Raw genomic sequence first — 17873 nt, forward strand, 5'->3', positions numbered from 1 at the left:
ACGACCAAGGGCAACAGGCATACCTTGGAGAGCTTATTTAACGCTGTATAAGGACCCAGCCATGAGCCGTATCTACGCTGACAACGCCCATTCCATCGGCAATACACCGCTGGTGCAGATCAACCGTATCGCCCCGCGCGGCGTGACCATCCTGGCCAAGATCGAAGGGCGTAACCCTGGTTATTCGGTCAAGTGCCGGATCGGTGCGAGCATGATCTGGGACGCCGAAAGCACCGGCAAACTCAAGCCGGGCATGACCATCGTCGAACCGACCTCAGGCAACACCGGTATCGGCCTGGCGTTCGTTGCTGCGGCTCGCGGTTACAAGCTGATGCTGACCATGCCGGCATCCATGAGTATCGAGCGACGCAAAGTGCTCAAGGCTTTGGGCGCCGAACTGGTACTGACCGAACCGGCCAAGGGCATGAAAGGAGCGATCGAAAAGGCGGCTGAAATTGTCGCCAGCGCCCCGGCGACCTACTTCATGCCGTCGCAGTTTGAAAACCCGGCCAACCCGGCCATCCACGAAAAAACGACGGGACCGGAAATCTGGAACGACACCGACGGTGCAGTCGATGTACTGGTGGCAGGCGTCGGAACAGGTGGAACCATTACCGGGGTTTCGCGGTATATCAAGAATACCCAGGGCAAGCCGATTATTTCGGTGGCCGTGGAACCTGTGGTGTCGCCGGTCATCACCCAGGCAATAGCCGGTGAAGAAATCAAGCCGAGCCCTCACAAGATCCAGGGCATCGGCGCCGGTTTTGTGCCGAAGAATCTTGATCTGTCGATGGTCGATCGGGTTGAGTTGGTCAGCGATGAGGAATCCAAGGCCATGGCCCTGCGCCTGATGCAGGAAGAAGGGATTTTGAGCGGCATTTCCTGCGGCGCCGCCATGGCGGTGGCCGTCCGCCTGGCGGAAACCCCGGAAATGCAGGGCAAGACCATCGTGGTAATCCTGCCGGATTCTGGTGAGCGTTACCTGTCGAGCATGCTGTTCAGTGATCTGTTTACCGAGCAGGAGAATCAGCAGTAGGCGTTGCGATTTCAGATTCAGCGGGGAGGGGTTGATTCGGGTCAGCCCCCGTTCAGGAACCTTGTGTTAAGAAGTGCGTCATTGCGCATTTCTTGACACTGCATGTCGAGAAACACGGGATTCTTCCCGAGGCCGGTCATGTTGATCATGGCTGGCTGCCACGTCGGGTAAATGGCGTTGTGCGAAGTTGTCTACTATCAAGGAGTTGTTGATGACCGTTTCATTTGCCGCAAAGACGTCGCTTTTGTTGCTGTTCTTTGGCAGCACTCTCTACGTGCACTTGCGCGGCAAGTCGCGTTTGCCGGTCTTGCGTCAGTTCGTCAACCACTCGGCGTTGTTCGCGCCTTATAACGCCTTGATGTACCTGTTCTCCAGCGTGCCATCCAAACCGTATCTTGACCGCAGCAAGTTCCCGGAACTGGATGTGCTCAAGGACAACTGGGAAGTTATCCGCGACGAAGCGATGCATTTGTTCGACGAGGGTTACATCCGCGCCGCCGAAAGAAACAACGACGCCGGGTTCGGTTCGTTCTTCAAGAAAGGCTGGAAGCGCTTTTACCTCAAGTGGTACGACAAACCACTGCCATCAGCCGAAGCCCTGTGCCCGAAAACCGTGGCACTGCTCAGCCGCATTCCCAACGTCAAAGGCGCCATGTTCGCGTTGCTGCCAGGCGGCAGCCACCTCAACCCGCACCGTGATCCGTTCGGCGGTTCCCTGCGTTATCACTTGGGGCTATCGACGCCGAACTCTGATGATTGCAGGATCTTCGTCGACGGTCAGGTCTACGCCTGGCGTGATGGCGAAGACGTGATGTTCGACGAAACCTACGTACATTGGGTCAAGAATGAAACCGACAAGACTCGGGTTATCCTTTTTTGCGACATCGAACGACCGCTGAGCAACCGCCTGATGACTCGTCTCAACCGCAGGGTCAGTGGCTTTTTGGGTCGCGCCACTGCACCGCAGAATCTTGAAGATGAACATGTTGGCGGGATTAATCATGTTTACGCATGGAGCAAGCATTCCAGTGACAAGTTCAGTGGTGCGATCAAACAATGGAAGCGTCGCAATCCCAAGGCGTACCGCGTGCTGCGGCCGGTGCTCGCAGTGCTGGTGTTGACGTGGTTGGGGTATTGGTTATTTGGGTAATCTCGATTCCTGAATGAAAAAAACGCTCCTTAGGGAGCGTTTTTTATGCAGCCTGTTCGCCACGGGATTGGTGTAAGACGCTTGCTCATGGGTTCTTCAGCCAAGTCATTGCATCCATGTCAGTCGCTGGTTATAGTCGGCGCTCGGTGAGTTTCATGACTCACCTCCCGAGCCCTCAAAAAAGATCAGCCCAATGCCTGCTTCCCTCATCAACGCGGTAGTCGATTCAGCGGTCAACGCTGGCGTCGTGCCGTGCGGGAATCAGCAGCCTGCGCAGATCAGTCATTACCCCCCACCTGTCAGTAGCACGCCGGTGTGCGCAGTCGTATCACCGCCAGGCGTTGGCTTCTCGGGCTGATCAGCTTTTTTCTGCTGTTCCTGTGCCCCTCTGAAAAGCGCCTGAAAAACTACTGAATTTCAGCTTCGGCTGAGTTGGCTTTTTGCCTGACTACAGGTGGTATCCATGTTTGTCCTTTCGAAACAATCCGCGCTCGCGGCGGCGTCCACGAGCCTGTTCGTTCTGCTGTGGAGCAGCGGGGCGATCTTCTCCAAATGGGGCCTGGCCCACGCGTCACCCTTTGCTTTTCTGTTGATTCGCTTCGCTATTGCAATCTGCGGATTGGTGCTGTTGATGCCGTTGCTCAAGCTCAAGCTGCCCAAGGGCGGCAGGCCGATGGTGTATGCGATGGCCACGGGTGTGGTGTTGCTGGGGGCTTATCAGATTTTCTATCTGCTGGCGCTGGACCTGAAAGTCACACCCGGCGTCATGGCGACGCTCATGGGCGTGCAGCCGATTCTCACGGTGGTGATCATGGAGCGCCAGCGATCAGCCAGCAGGATGTTTGGTCTGGCGCTGGGGTTGGCCGGGTTGATCATGGTGGTTTACCAAGGCATCGGTCTGGCCGGTATGTCGCTGGCCGGGATGCTCTTCGGTTTGCTGGCGCTGGCGAGCATGACGTTCGGTTCGATCATGCAGAAGCGCATCACCGACAATCCCCTCGGCACACTGCCCGTGCAGTACCTGGCGGGGCTGTTGCTCTGCGGAGTCTTCGTGCCGTTCCAACCTTTTCATTTCGAACACAGCACCGGTTTTATCGTGCCGGTGTTGTGGATGGGATTGGTCGTGTCGGTACTGGCAACCTTGCTGCTGTATCGCTTGATCGCCCGGGGCAACCTGGTGAATGTCACTAGTCTGTTTTACCTGGTGCCGGCGGTCACGGCGGTGATGGACTACCTGATTTTCGGCAACCGGCTGGCGGCGTTGAGCATGCTGGGCATGTTGCTGATCATCGTTGGATTGGTGTTCGTATTCCGTAAAAACGCTTGAAGCAAAACAAGGCGCTGCAGAACGCCAATCCGCAGGGGATTCGGCGGCTGGTGGATGGCGAGGTGAGTCAGTCAGCTTTGTAGCGTCTGAACAATCGCCTTCGCGAGCAAGCCCGCTCCCACAGGTTCAGCGCAATCCCTGTGGGAGCGAGCCTGCTCGCGATGGCGTCATCAGCCGCACCACAACTCTACTTGGCCGCCACCCCGACAGCCTTCACCACCGAAGGCTTCAACACCAACCACAACGCCGCCGCAATCAACACCCCGCCATAGATGTGCGCCATCGACAACGGCTCATCCAGCAACAACGCCCCCCACAGCACCCCGAACGGCGGAATCAGAAAGGTCGTGGTCATCGACTTCACCGGCCCGACCGAGCTGAGCAGGCGGAAGTAAATAATGTACGCAAGCGCCGTACACACCAGCCCCAACCCCAGCAGCGACAACCAGACATTCCAGCCGCCCCAGCTCTCCGGTGGCTGGCTGATCACGCTGTAACCGAACAGCGGCAACAGAAACAACGTCGCACCCAGCATGCTGCCTACCGCCGATAGACGACTGTCGAGGCCACCGGCGTGATCGAGCCAGCGCCGCGCAAGGAAACCGGCGAAGCCGTAGCAGGTCGTGGCGAGCAGGCAGGCGAGGGCGCCCATCAACAGTTCCATGTCGAACGCCACCGGACCGGCTCGGGTCAGGATGCCCACGCCAAGCAGCCCGAGGAACACGCCGCCAAGCTTGGCGGCGGTGAGCCTTTCGTGGAAGAACAGACCGCCGATCAGCACGCCCATCAGTGGCGTGGTCGCGTTGAATATCGCCGAATAGCCGGCTGGCAGCACTTGCGCGGCTACTGAATAGAGGGTCGCCGGTATCCCGGAGTTGATCACTCCGAGCAGCATCACGGTTTTGAGTTTTCCTTTGAAATCCCAGCTGATACGCATCAGCCCGAGGATCACCAACAGGCCGACCGCGGCAATCGATACGCGGAAAAAAGCAGTGGGGATTGTGCCAATCACCGGGGCGATGATGCGCATGAACAGAAAGCTCGCGCCCCAAATGGCGGCAAGTGATAACAAACGCAGGGTATCGACGGGGTTCACAGCGCGTTCCTTCCTTGATTGGCGCGCAAGTGTCGCGCCAGTCCCGACGCAAGGCAATGGTTGCGTTGCGTAACGAAGGGCCACTAAGCTCAGGCCCCACGATAAGAATCAGCCGCCGAGGTTTTACCTATGCCGCAGCAATGGCCAGCCGCCGACATCGCCCGAATGGTCCTCGATGGCTTTGACGATTACCGCGAGCATTTCCGCCAGATCACTGACGGCGCCCGAGCCCGCTTTGAACAGGCCAAGTGGCAGGAGGCGCAGGTCGCATCGGCGGCGCGGATCAATCTGTACGAAGAAAAAGTCGGCGAAACGGTGGCACGACTGCGCATCGCGTTTGACGCTGAAACGCTGGACGTCAGCTGCTGGCCGTTGGTCAAAAGCGCTTACATCAAACTGATCGACCTGCGCTTCGACGATGAACTGTCCGAAACCTGGTACAACTCGATCTTTTGCGGGCTGTTCAGCCACGACCTGATCAGCGACGGCTGCATGTTCATCCACACCACCCGGCCAAGCCTGCGTCGGGCCCGCGCCGCACAAACCCGCACCTACAAACCCCAGGGCCAGTTGTCCGGCATGCTCGCGAGCATTTTTGCCGACTACCGCTTCAGCGAGGATTACGCCGACCTGGCCGGCGACGTGCGCCGCCTCGAGGCACAACTGCGCGAAAACCTGCCGGACTGGGTCTGCAAGGACCCGGAATTGAGCGTCGAACTGTTTTCCTCAGTGCTTTACCGCAACAAAGGCGCGTACCTGGTCGGGCGCATCTACACCCAGGACGAACAATGGCCGCTGGTAATTCCGCTGTTGCACCGCGAAGGCCGCGGGATTCAGATTGATGCGCTGATCACCGACGAAGCGGACGTGTCGATCATCTTCTCGTTCACTCGTTCGTATTTCATGGTCGACGTGCCGGTGCCAGCGGAGTTCATCGGTTTCCTCAAACGCATCCTGCCGGGCAAGCACATCGCCGAGCTGTACACCTCGATCGGCTTCTACAAACACGGCAAGTCCGAGTTCTACCGGGCGCTGATCAATCACCTGGCCAACACCGACGACCAGTTCATCATGGCTCCGGGCGTGCGTGGCATGGTGATGAGCGTGTTTACCCTGCCGGGCTTCAACACCGTGTTCAAAATCATCAAGGACCGCTTCTCGCCGTCGAAAAACGTCGACCGCGCCACGGTGATCGAGAAGTACCGCTTGGTGAAAAGTGTCGACCGGGTCGGGCGCATGGCCGACACCCAGGAATTCTCCGATTTCCGTTTTCCGTTGAGCAAGTTCGAGCCGGCCTGCCTGCAAGAATTGCTCGAAGTGGCCGCGTCCACTGTGTCGGTAGAGGACGACACCGTGCTGATCCGCCACTGCTGGACCGAACGTCGGATGACGCCGTTGAACCTGTATCTGGAGAACGCCAACGACGCTCAGGTCCGCGAGGCGCTGGAAGATTACGGGCTGGCGATCAAGCAACTGGCGGCGGCGAACATCTTTCCCGGCGACATGCTGCTGAAGAACTTCGGCGTCACGCGTCACGGGCGGGTGGTGTTTTATGACTATGACGAGATCTGCTTCCTGACCGAGGCCAACTTCCGACATATCCCGCAACCGCGGACGCCGGAAGACGAGATGGCGTCGGAGCCGTGGTATTCGATCGGGCCGCTGGATGTGTTTCCTGAAGAGTTTCCGCCGTTTTTGTTTGCTGATTCGGGGCAGCGCAAGTTGTTCGATCAGTTGCATGGTGAGCTTTACAACGCCGATTACTGGAAAAGCCTTCAGGAAGCCATTCGCGCCGGAAAGGTGATTGATGTGTTCCCGTATCGGCGCAAAGGCCTTGATAACGAATAACCCTCACCGCCACACCTGACACCGATCGTTCCCACGCTCCGCGTGGGAATGCCTCCCCGGACGCTCCGCGTCCGCTCTTGGGACGCAGAGCGTCCCTTGCTGCATTCCCACGCGGAGCGTGGGAACGATCACAGCAGAGCGCAAATCTGCGACAATCCGCCCCCCTGCGCCACTAGACGACTTATTGCGTACCTGATGACTGACGAATCGCCTTCCATCGACAAACTGCTGAAAAACCTCGATCACGCCATGCTCGCCGACCGCCACCGGCTGCGGCGGCAGTTGCTTGAGCTGCGTAAAAAACCTGACGAGGCCAAGCTGGCCCAATGGGTGACGCGCATGCAGGCGTCCTGTGATCAGGTGCTGGCACGGCGGGCCAGCCTGCCGGTGATTCGTTACGACGACAGTTTGCCGATCGCCGCCAAGCGCGACGAAATCAAGGCAGCGCTGCTCAAGCATCAGGTGCTGATCATTGCCGGTGAAACCGGTTCGGGTAAAACCACCCAGTTGCCGAAGATCTGCCTGGAAATCGGGCGCGGTCAGCATGGCCTGATCGGCCACACTCAGCCCCGTCGAATCGCCGCCCGCAGCGTGGCGAGCCGGGTCGCCGAAGAACTGGCGACGCCGTTGGGTGCGCTGGTCGGCTATCAGGTGCGGTTCGAGGACCAGAGCGATTCCAACACCCTGATCAAACTGATGACCGACGGCATCCTGCTGGCGGAAACCCAGAACGACCGCTACCTCGAACGCTACGACACGATCATCGTCGACGAAGCCCACGAACGCAGCCTGAACATCGACTTCCTGCTCGGTTACCTGAAAACCCTGTTGCCGCGTCGTCCAGACCTGAAAGTCATCATCACTTCGGCGACCATCGACCTGGAGCGCTTCTCCAAGCACTTCGATGACGCGCCGATTGTCGAAGTCTCCGGCCGCACCTTCCCCGTGGAAACCTGGTACCGCCCGCTGACCCTGGAGCAGGACGAAGAGGGCAACCGCGTCGAGGACGACTTGACCGTGGATCAGGCGATCCTCGCCACCCTCGACGAAATCGCCGCGTTCGAACGCAGCGAGCGCAAGAGCCCTGGCGACGTGCTGGTGTTCCTGCCCGGCGAGCGCGAGATTCGCGACGCGGCGGACATGCTGCGCAAGGCCCAGCTCAAGCACACCGAAATTCTGCCGCTCTACGCACGACTGTCGCCGGCTGAACAGCAGCGGATTTTCCAGTCGCACCCAGGACGCCGCGTGGTGTTGGCGACCAACGTCGCGGAAACCTCGCTGACGGTGCCGGGCATTCGTTACGTAATCGACAGCGGCACCGCGCGCATCAGCCGTTACAGCTACCGCGCCAAGGTCCAGCGCCTGCCCATCGAAGCGATTTCCCAGGCCAGCGCCAACCAGCGTAAAGGTCGCTGTGGGCGTGTCGAGCCGGGTATTTGCATTCGCCTGTACGGCGAAGAAGATTTCATTGGCCGGCCGGAATTTACCGATCCGGAAATCCTGCGCACCAACCTCGCGGCGGTGATTTTGCAGATGTTGCATCTGCGCCTCGGCGAGATCACCGATTTCCCGTTTATCGAGCCGCCGGATGGCAAAGCCATCAGTGACGGTTTCAACCTGCTGCAAGAACTCTCGGCGGTCGACCGCAATAGCCAGCTGACGCCGCTTGGCCGCCAATTGGCGCGCTTGCCAGTGGACCCGCGGATGGGCCGCATGTTGCTGGAAGCGGCGAAACTCGGCAGCTTGCAGGAAGTGCTGATCGTCGCCAGCGCCATGTCGATTCAGGACCCGCGCGAGCGTCCGCCGGAACGTCAGCAAGCGGCGGATCAGGCTCACGCGCAATGGAAAGACGTGGACTCGGACTTCGCCGGGCTGGTCAATCTGTGGCGCGGTTTCGAAGAACAGCGCCAGGCCCTGACCGCCAGCCCGCTGCGCAATTGGTGCCGCAAGAATTTCCTGAATTACCTGCGTCTGCGCGAATGGCGCGACTCCCATCGGCAGTTGAGCCTGATCTGCCGCGACATGCAGTTGAGCCTCAATAAAGAGCCGGCGGATTATCCGAAACTGCACAAAGCCGTGCTCTCGGGGCTGCTCAGCCAGATCGGCCAGAAAACCGATGAAGGCGATTACCTCGGTGCGCGTCAGCGGCGTTTCTGGATTCACCCGTCATCGGGCCTCGGTAAAAAGCGTCCGCAATGGCTGATGGCCGCCGAACTGGTGGAAACCACCAAGCTCTACGCGCGGATGGTTGCCAAAATCGACGCCGACTGGATCGAGCCGCTGGCCGGGCACCTGATCAAGAAAAACCACTTCGAACCCCATTGGGAGAAGAAGCGCGGTCAAGTCGTGGCCTTCGAGCAGATCACATTGTTTGGGCTGATCGTGGTCGGTCGCCGGCCGGTGCATTACGGGCCGATCGACCCTGTCACGTCCCGTGAGCTGTTCATTCGTGAAGGTCTGGTACGCGGCGAGATTCAGTCCAAGGCCAAGTGCCTGACCGCCAATGCGCAACTGCTGGAACAGCTCGACGAACTGGAAGCCAAGGCGCGCCGTCGCGACATTCTGGCCGACGAAGAAACCCTGTTCGCCTTCTACGATGCGCGACTGCCGGCGGAGATCCACCAGACGGCGACCTTCGATAGCTGGTATCGGGTCAACAGCCAGAAAGACCCGCAGTTGCTGATCATGCGCGAAGAAGACGTGCTGGCCCGCGAGGCGAGTGAAGTCACCGCTTTGCATTACCCGGACACCTTGCACATCGGTGATCTGGAGTTGGCGCTCAGTTACCACTTCGAACCGAACCACCCGCGCGACGGCGTGACCCTGCGCGTGCCGGCGCCGTTGTTGCCGATGCTGCCGCCGGAGCGCCTGGAATGGCTGGTGCCGGGCGTGATCGAGGCCAAGTGCATTGCGCTGGTGCGCAACCTGCCTAAAGCCCTGCGCAAGAATTTCGTACCGGTGCCGGACTTCGTCAAAGCCGCATTGCAGCGCATGACTTTCGCCGAGGGCTCGTTGCCTCAAGCGCTGGGCCGCGAACTGCTGCGCATGACCGGTGCGCGGGTCAGCGATGAAGCCTGGGCCGAAGCATCGCAGCAGGTCGACAGTCATTTGCGGATGAACCTGGAAATCGTCGACGGCCAAGGCAAGTTCCTCGGTGAAGGGCGTGATCTGGCGGAACTGACCGCACGCTTTGCCGAAGCCAGTCAGGCCGCACTGGCCGTGCCGCAAACCGCGAAAAACCAGCAACCGGTTGAGCCGAAAGTGTTTGCCGCCGTCGCCGAGAAAACCCAGCAGAAGATCGCGGGGCTATCGATGACGGTGTATCCGGCGTTGGTGGAGGAGAGCGGCACGGTCAAGGAAGGACGTTTCTCGACGCCGGCCGAAGCCGAGTTTCAACATCGCCGCGCCTTGCAGCGATTGCTGATGCAGCAACTGGCCGAACCGGCGAAGTTCCTGCGCAGCAAGTTGCCGGGGTTGACCGAACTGGGCCTGATGTACCGCGACATGGGGCGCATCGACAGTCTGGTCGAAGACATCCTGCTGGCCAGCCTCGACAGCTGCATTCTCGACGGCGAAGACCCGCTGCCACGGGATGGCGCCGGGTTGGCGTCATTGGCCGAACGCAAACGCGGTGGCTGGACCGAGCACGCCGAGCGCTTGGCCAAGCTGACGCTGGAGATTCTCAAGCTCTGGCACGGCCTGCAAAAACGCTTTAAGGGCAAGATCGACCTGGCGCAAGCCGTGGCGTTGAACGACATCAAGCAGCAGCTCAGTCATCTGGTGTATCCGGGCTTCGTCCGGGAAACCCCGATGCAGTGGCTCAAGGAGTTGCCGCGTTATCTGAAAGCGGTCGAGCAGCGCTTCGAGAAAATCGGCGCCCAGGTGCAGAGGGATCGGGTCTGGAGCGGCGAGTTGTCTGGCCTGTGGACGCAATATCAAACCCGCGCCAACAAACATGCCCAGGAAGGCAAACGCGACCCGCAATTGGAGCTCTATCGCTGGTGGCTGGAGGAATACCGGGTTTCCCTGTTCGCCCAACAACTGGGGACCAAGGTGCCGATCTCCGACAAGCGCCTGAACAAGCAGTGGACCCAGGTCGAACCCTGAACCCGAGACTTGTGCAATACCTGTGGGAGCGAGCCTGCTCGCGATGGGGCCATCACATTCAACATCTATGTCGACTGTGATGCCGCCATCGCGAGCAGGCTCGCTCCCACAGGTTTTTGTATTGCCTGGTAGGTGGGAGTCATCCAGCAAAAAGGCGCCAAAACCCATTGTTTATGGCAAACTTCGCGCCTATAAACGCCGGCCCCGCAGTTTTGAGCCTTCACAGGTCCGGGCGGATCGGAATAAAGCGATGCCAGGTTTGCTCCTCCTGACGGGAGCAGACTCTTTGTGTGTTGGTACGTCGGTGCCAACACTTTCTGCCTGAACAGATTAGAGAAACGACCATGCATAACGTCGTCATCAGCGGCACCGGCCTGTACACCCCGGCCAACAGCATCTCCAACGAAGAGCTGGTGCAGTCTTTCAACGCTTACGTCGCGCTATTCAACGCCGACAACGCCGATGCCATCGCGCGCGGTGAAATCGAAGCGTTGACCGAGTCCAGCGCGGCGTTTATCGAAAAGGCGTCTGGCATCAAAAGCCGCTTTGTCATGGACAAGGAAGGCATCCTCGACCCGCAACGCATGGCGCCACGCCTGCCGGAACGCTCGAATGACGAGTGGTCGGTGCTTTGCCAAATGGCCATCGGCGCCGCCGAGCAAGCCTTGCAGCGTGCTGGCAAGACCGCGGCGGACATCGACGGCGTGATCGTCGCCTGCTCCAACCTGCAACGGGCCTATCCGGCCATCGCCATCGAAGTCCAGGAAGCCTTGGGCATCCAGGGTTTCGGTTTCGACATGAACGTCGCCTGCTCCTCGGCGACCTTCGGCATTCAGGCTGCGGCCAACAGCGTGCAACTGGGCCAGGCCCGGGCGATCCTGATGGTCAACCCGGAAGTCTGCACCGGTCACCTGAACTTCCGTGACCGTGACAGCCACTTCATCTTCGGCGACGCCGCGACTGCGGTGATCATCGAACGTGCTGACCTGGCGACGTCCAAGTACCAGTTCGACATCGTTAGCACCAAGCTGCTGACCAAGTTCTCCAACAACATCCGCAACAACTTCGGCTTCCTCAACCGCGCGGCGGAAGAGGGCATCGGTACCAAGGACAAACTGTTCGTGCAGGAAGGCCGCAAGGTGTTCCGCGATGTCTGCCCGATGGTCGCCGAGCTGATCGCTACGCACCTGGAAGAGAACACGCTCAACATCGGCGACGTGAAACGCTTCTGGCTGCACCAGGCCAACCTCAGCATGAACCACCTGATCGTCAAGAAACTGCTGGGCCGCGAAGCCACTGAAGAAGAAGCACCGGTAATTCTCGACACCTACGCCAACACCAGCTCCGCCGGTTCCGTGATCGCGTTTCACAAGAACCAGGACGATCTGGCTGCCGGTTCGCTGGCCGTGCTCAGCTCGTTCGGCGCCGGTTACTCGATTGGCAGCGTGATTCTGCGCAAGCGCTGAGTTTGGCTTAAAAGATCGCAGCCTGATTTTTGGCGAGGACACTTTCCTGTGGCGAGGGAGCTTGCTCCCGCTCGGCTGCGAAGCAGTCGTAAAACCAGCGAGTGCGTTTTGTCTGGAGGAATACATGGGGCCGCTTCGCGCCCCAACGCGTGCAAGCTCGCTCGCCACAAAGGTCCGGCTGTGTTGCGGGAAAATGAAAACAGCCTCGCGTTGGTCTATCGGACGGATGATGGGGACCGATAGACCAACGCGAGGCTGTAAAAAAGAGCTCGGGCTTCCTTGCCCGAGTCGTGGAGCGGGGAATCAGAACTTCGCTTCGGCATCCAGTTGCAGGGTGTTGATGTCCGAATCTTTCAGGTTGGCGTTGGTGTAGTCAGAGTTAGCCATGAAGTACGTCGCACCCAGGGCGAAGTTCTTGTCCAGCTCGTAACTCACTTTCAACTTGCTGCCACGCGAACCGGTGAAACCGTTGGCGAAGTCGGAGTCGGTGAAGGCGCCGACCACCGCGTTACGCTGCACGTCGCGGTAGTTGTAGTCCACTGCGAAGCCGTAGAGCTTGGTCTTCACACCAGCCAGCCAGGCAGAGTCCTGATCGTTGCTGGCGTCTTGGTTGTTCACGTACTGACCGTACAGCGAGAGCGGCATAGGCAGGCCACTGATGTCGAGCTGACCAAAGCCTTCGTACAGTTTGAATTGCTCGTTCGGGCTGTTGCCGTTGATCGCCAGTGCGGCTGGAATGCTGGTGCCGCCTGAGCGGATATCGTCGTCGTTGTCGTAGCCGTAGACGCTGCCACCCAGGGTCAGTTTCAGGTTGTCGGTGATAGCGAAGCGCGCGCCCAACTGGCCGGCGTACAGGCGCAGGTCGTGTTTGAACTGCACACCGTCGCCATCGACGTTGTCCTTGAGGGTGTAGTGACCGGCGCTACCGAACAGCTCGGTGCTGGCGCCCAGCGGGTATTTGTAAGCCACCGACAGGCCTTCGGGGCTGATGTCGCTATCCCAGATGATGTCGCCCATGCTCACCCATTGCTGCGGCATCTTGCCGCCAACGATGTGCAGGTTCTTGATGGCGTCCGGGTGGTAGTCGACGTAACCCTGGTCCAGCCAGATCTGCTTCTTGTCGAAGTAATTGTCCAGACTCTGGTTGGTGGAGCGCGCGTCGTCATTGTTGCCGGTGGCGATACGGATGCCAGTGTCGACTTGCGGGTTGATCGTGCTGTAGGCACCCAGGCGGGCACGAATGCGCTGACGATCCTGGTCTTTGTTGTTTGAAACGCCATCGTTGTGGACGTTTTCCTGACGGAAACGCACGTCACCCTTGAATTGGGTCTTGGCGGCCCACGCCAGTTTCTGGTCGAAGGTACTCAGTTCATTGGTTTTCTTCGCAGTCGCTGCGATCTGCTCGTTGGTCTCTTGTTGAGCCTGGCGGGCGATTTGCTGGTCTTTCTGATCCTTGGCCAGCTCGGCTTGCAGTTCGGTGTACTGCGCAGGCGAAATCGAGCCGTTTGCCTTGAGCATGTCGAGCAGTTTGGCGTCGACTGCGGCGCTGGCCGGAACACTCATGGCCAGCAGCAACCCACCACACAAGGCCGCCGCAGTTTTCGTGGAAGCAAGACGCATATCAATCTCCGAAGATGTAATGGGATGACTGAGCCATCCAGGACACAACCGACCGTTGAGGACGGAAAACGGTGACCAGGTTTAGAACCCGGCGCTCTAAAAACAGGCGCCAGTATCGCGATGGTTTATGACAGGGCAGTGGCAAAGTGATGGCGTCTCGATGACGATGCAAAGTCGTCGAGAACTATTGAGCTAGAGCGCTGTCGTCGAATTGCTCGTGTGGATTTTTTGGCGATGGGCGATACTCGCCGGGCTTTCACGCAAAGAAGTAGGGAAGAACTGATGCCGCTGCAACGTCTGGAAAGTCTGTCCGAAATCGCGTCGCAGACGTGGGATGCCCTGGTGCCCGAGAATCAGCCCTTTCTGCGCCACGCCTTTCTCAGTGCGCTGGAAGACAGCGGTAGCGTCGGCCCGCATTCCGGCTGGCAACCCGAGCATTTGTTGCACATCGAAGGCGATCGCCTGATTGCCGCGTTGCCCAGTTATCGCAAATGGCATTCCTACGGCGAGTACGTGTTCGATCACGCCTGGGCCGATGCCTGTGAGCGTGCGGGGATCGATTACTACCCCAAGCTGCTGACGGCTGTGCCGTTCAGTCCGGTCAGCGGCCCGCGTTTGCTGGCGGCCACGCTCGAGGACGGTTTCGAACTGTTGAAAAGCCTGCCGGGCTACCTTGAAATCGAACAACTCTCCAGCGCCCACATCAACTTCACCGATCCGTTCACTGACGCCGCCTTGGCCGAGCAGCCAGGCTGGTTGCAGCGAATCGGCTGTCAGTACCACTGGCAGAATCGCGGCTATCGGGATTTTCAGGACTTCCTCGACGTCCTTAGTTCGCGCAAGCGCAAGCAGATGCGCAAGGAACGCGAACAAGTGGCGGGGCAGGGCATCGATTTCGAATGGCTTGAAGGTCGGCAACTCGATCAGGCGCAGTGGGATTTTGTCTATGCCTGCTACGCCAACACCTACGCAGTGCGTCGGCAAGCGCCGTATCTGACGCGGGAGTTTTTCAGTTTGCTGGCCGAGCGTATGCCAGAGTCGATTCGTGTGGTGTTGGCCAAGCAAGGCTCACGGCCGGTGGCCATGGCCTTCAGTCTGGTGGGTGGCGACAGTATTTACGGTCGTTACTGGGGCTGTCTGGCGGAATTCGATCGTCTGCACTTCGAGACCTGTTTCTACCAGGGCATGGACTACGCGATTGCCAATGGCTTCCAGCGTTTCGACGCCGGTGCTCAGGGCGAGCACAAGCTGATTCGCGGGTTCGAACCGGTGATCACGCATTCATGGCACTACTTGCGTCATCCCGGCCTGAAAGCTGCCGTCAAAGACTTCCTGCAGCAAGAGCGCGTGGGCGTGCTGGCGTATGCCGAGGAAGCGAGGACGGCCTTGCCTTACCGGCAAGACTGATCCTCGCCCTGGGCTTCAGCTGCTTTCCTTGCCCAGCCATCGATACGTCACACCGCCGATCACCGCACCGAGCAGCGGCGCCACCCAGAACATCCACAATTGCGCGATGGCCCAGCCTCCGACGATCAGCGCCGGGCCAGTGCTGCGTGCCGGGTTGACCGAGGTGTTGGTGACAGGAATCGAAATCAGGTGAATCAGCGTCAGGGCCAGGCCGATGGCGATCGGTGCCAGCCCGGCGGGGGCGCGCTTGTCGGTGGCACCGAGGATGATCAGCACGAACATCGCCGTCATCACCAGCTCACAGACAAAGCCTGCGGCCATCGAGTATTTGCCGGGAGAATGCTCGCCGTAGCCGTTGGAAGCCAGACCGTTGGCGAGGTCGAAGCCTTCCTTGCCGTTGGCGATGTAGTAGATCAAGCCCGCCGCGATAATCGCGCCAATCACCTGAGCGATGATGTAGGCGGGCAGCTCTTTGGCGGGGAATCGACCGCCGACGAACAAACCGACCGAGACGGCGGGGTTGAGATGGCAGCCGGAAATATGACCAATGGCGAATGCCATGGTCAGTACCGTCAGACCAAAGGCCAGGGCCACACCCAGCACCCCGATCCCCAGCGGAGAAGACGCAGCCAGGACCGCACTGCCGCAACCTCCCAACACCAGCCAGAACGTACCTAACAACTCAGTGACTGAACGTTTGAACAGAGACATGAGAGCGTCCTTGATAGGCTTCCTATCGAGACTGTATCGAGTGATGCATCCTGCACATTTACGACAGGCCCATCTCCAGAACCTTGGCTGATTACAGCAGGGTTTTGGTGGATTTCCAGCAGTCGGGAGGGGGGCAAGATCGTTCCCACGCTCTGCGTGGGAATGCAGCCCGTGACGCTCCGCGTCACTGGACGCGGAGCGTCCCTTGAGGCATTCCCACGCAGAGCGTGGGAACGATCATCATCTCGGCGACCGACAAATTTAATCTATGCCGACAAACCCACCCGTCTGGTGCTGCCACAACCGCGCATACAAACCGCCATGGGCCAGCAGTTCGGCGTGGCTGCCGGTTTCGGCGATCTTGCCTTTTTCCAGCACCACCAGCCGGTCCATGCGGGCGATGGTGGAGAGCCGGTGGGCGATGGCAATCACGGTTTTGCCCTGCATCAGGGTTTCCAGGCTTTCCTGGATCGCTGCTTCGACTTCCGAATCCAGCGCCGAGGTGGCCTCGTCCATGATCAGGATCGGCGCGTCCTTGAGCAGTACGCGAGCAATCGCAATCCGCTGACGCTGGCCGCCGGAGAGTTTCACCCCGCGCTCTCCGACGTGGGCATCAAAACCGGTGCGACCTTCGGAGTCCGACACAAATGGGATGAACTCGTCGGCGCGGGCCTTGTGCACCGCCGCCCAGAGTTCGGCGTCGGTGGCGTCGGGTTTGCCGTACAACAAATTGTCGCGGATCGAGCGATGCAGCAGGGACGTGTCCTGGGTGATCATGCCGATGCGCTCACGCAGGCTTTCCTGGCCGACTTCGGCGATGTTCTGGCCGTCGATGAGGATGCGTCCGCCCTGCACGTCATAGAGGCGCAGCAGCAGGTTGACCAGGGTTGACTTGCCGGCGCCGGAGGGACCGATCAGGCCGATTTTCTCACCGGGCTTGATGGTCAGGTTGAGGTCGCCGATGATCCCGCTCTTCTTGCCGTAGTGGAAATCCACGTGCTCGAAACGCACCTCGCCACGGGTGACCGCCAGCGGTTTGGCCTGCTCGCGGTCGGTGACGCTGACCGGTTGAGAAATGGTCTGCAAACCGTCCTGGACCATGCCGATATTTTCGAAAATGCCGGTGACCACCCACATGATCCAGCCGGACATGTTGACGATGCGGATCACCAGGCCGGTGGCCAGGGCAATCGCGCCGACGGTGATCAGCGACTGCGTCCACAGCCACAGGGCCAGGCCGGTGGTGCCGACGATCAGCAAGCCGTTCATGCTGGTGATGACCACGTCCATGCTGGTGACCACCCGGCCGGCCAGTTGGGCTTTTTCGGTTTGTTCCTTGATCGCTTCGCGAGCGTATTGCTGCTCGAAGTTGGTGTGGGCGAACAGCTTCAGGGTCGTGATGTTGGTGTAGCCGTCGACGATCCGCCCCATGAGTTTGGAGCGTGCATCGGAGGACACCACCGAACGTTCCTTGACCCGTGGCACGAAGTAGCAAAGGGCACTGATGAAGGCGACGATCCAGGTCAGCAGCGGGATCATCAGGCGCCAGTCGGCTTCGGCGAACAGCACCAGCGAGCTGATCGCGTAGATCAGCACGTGCCACAGCGCGTCCACCGCTTGCACAGCCGAATCGCGCAGCGAGTTGCCGGTTTGCATGATGCGTTGGGCGATGCGCCCGGCGAAGTCGTTCTGGAAAAAATTCAGGCTCTGTTTGAGCACATAACTGTGGTTCTGCCAGCGGATCAGGCTGGTCATGCTGGGGCTCAGGGTCTGGTGCACCAGCAGGTCATGCAGACCGACAAAAATCGGCCGGAAGACCAGGGCTACCACCGCCATCCAGGCCAGCTCGATGCCGTGTTCCTTGAAGAAATCGACGTTAGGCGTGCCTTGGGTCAGGTCGATGATGCGACTCAGGTAGCTGAACAGCGCCACTTCGATCAGCGCACCGATCAGGCCGACGAGCAGCAGGACGGCAAAACTCGGCCAGACCTGCTTCAAGTAATAGGTATAAAAAGGCAGAACCCGATCCGGCGGAGCGGCCGTCGGGGCCTCGCGGAAAATGTCGATCAGTTTCTCGAAACGGCGATAAAGCATCAGTTCTCCGC

General features: G+C 59.6%; 11 protein-coding genes. 7 read left to right on the forward strand and 4 right to left on the reverse strand.

Going from position 1 to position 17873, the window contains the following annotated elements:
* The first annotated feature begins 61 nt into the window (after positions 1–61).
* From cysK to PFAS1_RS18790, 3 genes are all read left to right on the forward strand, one after another.
* Positions 62–1036, forward strand: coding sequence for a cysteine synthase A (gene cysK / locus PFAS1_RS18780; protein WP_074874323.1), 975 nt, complete (start codon positions 62–64; stop codon positions 1034–1036).
* Positions 1037–1247: 211 nt separating this feature from the next.
* On the forward strand, positions 1248–2186 hold the full coding sequence (locus tag PFAS1_RS18785; protein ID WP_076030095.1) for an aspartyl/asparaginyl beta-hydroxylase domain-containing protein: 939 nt from the start codon (positions 1248–1250) through the stop codon (positions 2184–2186).
* Positions 2187–2649: 463 nt separating this feature from the next.
* Positions 2650–3513 carry a DMT family transporter gene (locus PFAS1_RS18790; RefSeq protein WP_076030096.1) on the forward strand — a complete coding sequence of 288 codons (864 nt, stop codon included), beginning with the start codon at positions 2650–2652 and terminating at the stop codon, positions 3511–3513.
* Positions 3514–3700: 187 nt separating this feature from the next.
* On the opposite strand, the gene PFAS1_RS18795 is transcribed toward PFAS1_RS18790, so the two are convergent.
* Positions 3701–4609, reverse strand: a complete 909-nt coding sequence (locus PFAS1_RS18795; RefSeq protein ID WP_076030097.1) for a DMT family transporter — start codon at positions 4607–4609, stop codon at positions 3701–3703.
* Positions 4610–4738: 129 nt separating this feature from the next.
* Between PFAS1_RS18795 and aceK the strand changes: the two genes are divergently transcribed.
* The 3 genes from aceK to PFAS1_RS18815 all read left to right on the forward strand — a co-directional run bounded on the left by aceK (position 4739) and on the right by PFAS1_RS18815 (position 12030).
* Positions 4739–6457 carry a bifunctional isocitrate dehydrogenase kinase/phosphatase gene (gene aceK / locus PFAS1_RS18800; RefSeq protein WP_074874327.1) on the forward strand — a complete coding sequence of 573 codons (1719 nt, stop codon included), beginning with the start codon at positions 4739–4741 and terminating at the stop codon, positions 6455–6457.
* 195 nt (positions 6458–6652) lie between these two features.
* The gene (gene hrpA, locus PFAS1_RS18810; RefSeq protein ID WP_076030099.1) at positions 6653–10564 is read left to right on the forward strand and encodes an ATP-dependent RNA helicase HrpA; all 3912 of its coding nucleotides are present in this window, start codon (positions 6653–6655) and stop codon (positions 10562–10564) included.
* Between the two features lie 344 nt (positions 10565–10908).
* The gene (locus PFAS1_RS18815) at positions 10909–12030 is read left to right on the forward strand and encodes a beta-ketoacyl-ACP synthase III (protein WP_076030100.1); all 1122 of its coding nucleotides are present in this window, start codon (positions 10909–10911) and stop codon (positions 12028–12030) included.
* Positions 12031–12333: 303 nt separating this feature from the next.
* On the opposite strand, the gene PFAS1_RS18820 is transcribed toward PFAS1_RS18815, so the two are convergent.
* Entirely contained in the window at positions 12334–13650 is a 1317-nt protein-coding gene (locus PFAS1_RS18820; RefSeq protein ID WP_074874331.1) for a putative porin, read from the reverse strand.
* A 282-nt stretch (positions 13651–13932) separates the two neighbouring features.
* Here PFAS1_RS18820 and PFAS1_RS18825 point away from each other — a divergent pair, with 282 nt between their 5' ends.
* Positions 13933–15057 (forward strand): GNAT family N-acetyltransferase, encoded by a 1125-nt coding sequence (locus tag PFAS1_RS18825; RefSeq protein WP_076030101.1) that lies wholly within the window; start codon positions 13933–13935, stop codon positions 15055–15057.
* A gap of 15 nt (positions 15058–15072) precedes the next feature.
* Here PFAS1_RS18825 and aqpZ read toward each other — a convergent pair whose 3' ends face one another.
* Positions 15073–15768: an aquaporin Z gene (gene aqpZ, locus PFAS1_RS18830; RefSeq protein WP_076030102.1), complete on the reverse strand. Its 696-nt coding sequence runs from the start codon at positions 15766–15768 to the stop codon at positions 15073–15075.
* 261 nt (positions 15769–16029) lie between these two features.
* Complete coding sequence (locus tag PFAS1_RS18835; protein WP_076030103.1) at positions 16030–17862, reverse strand: ABC transporter ATP-binding protein; 1833 nt, start codon at positions 17860–17862, stop codon at positions 16030–16032.
* Positions 17863–17873 lie beyond the last annotated feature (11 nt).

The organism is Pseudomonas frederiksbergensis (genome assembly GCF_001952935.1).
Lineage (GTDB): Bacteria > Pseudomonadota > Gammaproteobacteria > Pseudomonadales > Pseudomonadaceae > Aquipseudomonas > Aquipseudomonas frederiksbergensis.

Excerpts from the sequence above, each read along its gene's own strand:
- aceK (WP_074874327.1), top strand. The coding sequence starts at position 4,739 with ATGCCGCAGCAATGGCCAGCCGCCGACATCGCCCGAATGGTCCTCGAT.
- PFAS1_RS18825 (WP_076030101.1), top strand. The coding sequence starts at position 13,933 with ATGCCGCTGCAACGTCTGGAAAGTCTGTCCGAAATCGCGTCGCAGACG.
- PFAS1_RS18785 (WP_076030095.1), top strand. The coding sequence starts at position 1,248 with ATGACCGTTTCATTTGCCGCAAAGACGTCGCTTTTGTTGCTGTTCTTT.
- PFAS1_RS18835 (WP_076030103.1), bottom strand. The coding sequence starts at position 17,862 with ATGCTTTATCGCCGTTTCGAGAAACTGATCGACATTTTCCGCGAGGCC.
- PFAS1_RS18790 (WP_076030096.1), top strand. The coding sequence starts at position 2,650 with ATGTTTGTCCTTTCGAAACAATCCGCGCTCGCGGCGGCGTCCACGAGC.
- PFAS1_RS18815 (WP_076030100.1), top strand. The coding sequence starts at position 10,909 with ATGCATAACGTCGTCATCAGCGGCACCGGCCTGTACACCCCGGCCAAC.
- hrpA (WP_076030099.1), top strand. The coding sequence starts at position 6,653 with ATGACTGACGAATCGCCTTCCATCGACAAACTGCTGAAAAACCTCGAT.
- PFAS1_RS18820 (WP_074874331.1), bottom strand. The coding sequence starts at position 13,650 with ATGCGTCTTGCTTCCACGAAAACTGCGGCGGCCTTGTGTGGTGGGTTG.
- cysK (WP_074874323.1), top strand. The coding sequence starts at position 62 with ATGAGCCGTATCTACGCTGACAACGCCCATTCCATCGGCAATACACCG.
- aqpZ (WP_076030102.1), bottom strand. The coding sequence starts at position 15,768 with ATGTCTCTGTTCAAACGTTCAGTCACTGAGTTGTTAGGTACGTTCTGG.